Annotated in this window: 2 rRNA genes; both read left to right on the forward strand. The window is 53.4% G+C overall.

From position 1 onward, the window contains the following. Window positions 1-1,367: ribosomal RNA gene (locus AC1MHZ_RS23350) — 23S ribosomal RNA — on the forward strand; the annotation flags it as partial. Window positions 1,368-1,494: 127 nt separating this feature from the next. Then, window positions 1,495-1,610: ribosomal RNA gene (gene rrf, locus AC1MHZ_RS23355) — 5S ribosomal RNA — on the forward strand. Window positions 1,611-1,636: the final 26 nt, after the last annotated feature.

A 1,636-nucleotide genomic window follows, 5' to 3' on the forward strand; every position in this document is an offset into this window, starting at 1 on the left:
TAGGCGACGAAGTGGTTGATGCCATGCTTCCAAGAAAAGCTCCTAAGCTTCAGATAACTGGGAACCGTACCCCAAACCGACACAGGTGGTCGGGTAGAGAATACCAAGGCGCTTGAGAGAACTCGGGTGAAGGAACTAGGCAAAATGGCACCGTAACTTCGGGAGAAGGTGCGCCGGCGAGGGTGAAGGACTTGCTCCGTAAGCCCATGCCGGTCGAAGATACCAGGCCGCTGCGACTGTTTATTAAAAACACAGCACTCTGCAAACACGAAAGTGGACGTATAGGGTGTGACGCCTGCCCGGTGCCGGAAGGTTAATTGATGGGGTTAGCGCAAGCGAAGCTCTTGATCGAAGCCCCGGTAAACGGCGGCCGTAACTATAACGGTCCTAAGGTAGCGAAATTCCTTGTCGGGTAAGTTCCGACCTGCACGAATGGCGTAACGATGGCGGCGCTGTCTCCACCCGAGACTCAGTGAAATTGAAATCGCTGTGAAGATGCAGTGTATCCGCGGCTAGACGGAAAGACCCCGTGAACCTTTACTATAGCTTTGCACTGGACTTTGAGCTTGCTTGTGTAGGATAGGTGGGAGGCTTTGAAGTGGGGACGCCAGTTCTCATGGAGCCATCCTTGAAATACCACCCTGGCAACCTTGAGGTTCTAACTCAGGTCCGTGATCCGGATCGAGGACAGTGTATGGTGGGTAGTTTGACTGGGGCGGTCTCCTCCCAAAGAGTAACGGAGGAGTACGAAGGTGCGCTCAGACCGGTCGGAAATCGGTCGCAGAGTATAAAGGCAAAAGCGCGCTTGACTGCGAGACCCACACGTCGAGCAGGTACGAAAGTAGGTCTTAGTGATCCGGTGGTTCTGTATGGAAGGGCCATCGCTCAACGGATAAAAGGTACTCCGGGGATAACAGGCTGATACCGCCCAAGAGTTCATATCGACGGCGGTGTTTGGCACCTCGATGTCGGCTCATCACATCCTGGGGCTGAAGCCGGTCCCAAGGGTATGGCTGTTCGCCATTTAAAGTGGTACGCGAGCTGGGTTTAGAACGTCGTGAGACAGTTCGGTCCCTATCTGCCGTGGACGTTTGAGATTTGAGAGGGGCTGCTCCTAGTACGAGAGGACCGGAGTGGACGAACCTCTGGTGTTCCGGTTGTCACGCCAGTGGCATTGCCGGGTAGCTATGTTCGGAAGAGATAACCGCTGAAAGCATCTAAGCGGGAAACTTGCCTCAAGATGAGATCTCACTGGGATCTTGAATCCCCTGAAGGGCCGTCGAAGACTACGACGTTGATAGGTCGGGTGTGTAAGCGCTGTGAGGCGTTGAGCTAACCGATACTAATTGCCCGTGAGGCTTGACCATATAACACCCAAGCAATTTGCTGTTGCGAATTGCGGTGGTGAAGACGAACGAACCGAAAGTTTGCATCACAAATTCACATATCCGAATTGGCTGGCATGTCCATCTGGACGTTCTGGCAACCGAATTTCTTGACGACCATAGAGCATTGGAACCACCTGATCCCATCCCGAACTCAGCAGTGAAACGATGCATCGCCGATGGTAGTGTGGGGCTTCCCCATGTGAGAGTAGGTCATCGTCAAGATTCATTTCGCAAAACCCCTATCTGCG

Source organism: Pseudomonas sp. FA-1 (assembly GCF_056856075.1).